At 41.9% G+C, this 310-nt stretch carries 1 protein-coding gene; it reads right to left on the reverse strand.

Features of this window, described 5'->3' with window-relative positions; genetic code table 11:
* The coding region (locus tag AC6UC9_RS06980) for a mucin-binding protein (RefSeq protein WP_500701543.1) at window positions 1-310 on the reverse strand (310 nt) is incomplete at both ends.

Here is a 310-nt window from a genome sequence, read left to right on the forward strand (position 1 = left end):
CCTTAGCTTCTAAAGTGGCAATTTCATTTTTGGTTGAGTAACCAGATTTACTACCAAACTTACCAGTTAAGTCATCACTGTGAAGAACGGCATCACCGTTATCTTCGTCAACATAGTTAACTACGGCTTTTTGTTCGTTTGCATTATAAGTAACGGTAACACTTCCGTCAGGTGTGTCAGCGGTGGCAGTTTCAGAACCAACACTTGCCTTATCTGGAGTGTATCCCGTGATAGCTGGAGAATCAACTTGTCCAAAGACGGAGTTAGTTGAAGTCCAGTTACTGTAAGTTAACTTGCCAGTTACTTCGTC

The sequence above is a fragment of the Fructilactobacillus sp. X7R4C1 genome, assembly GCF_059901115.1.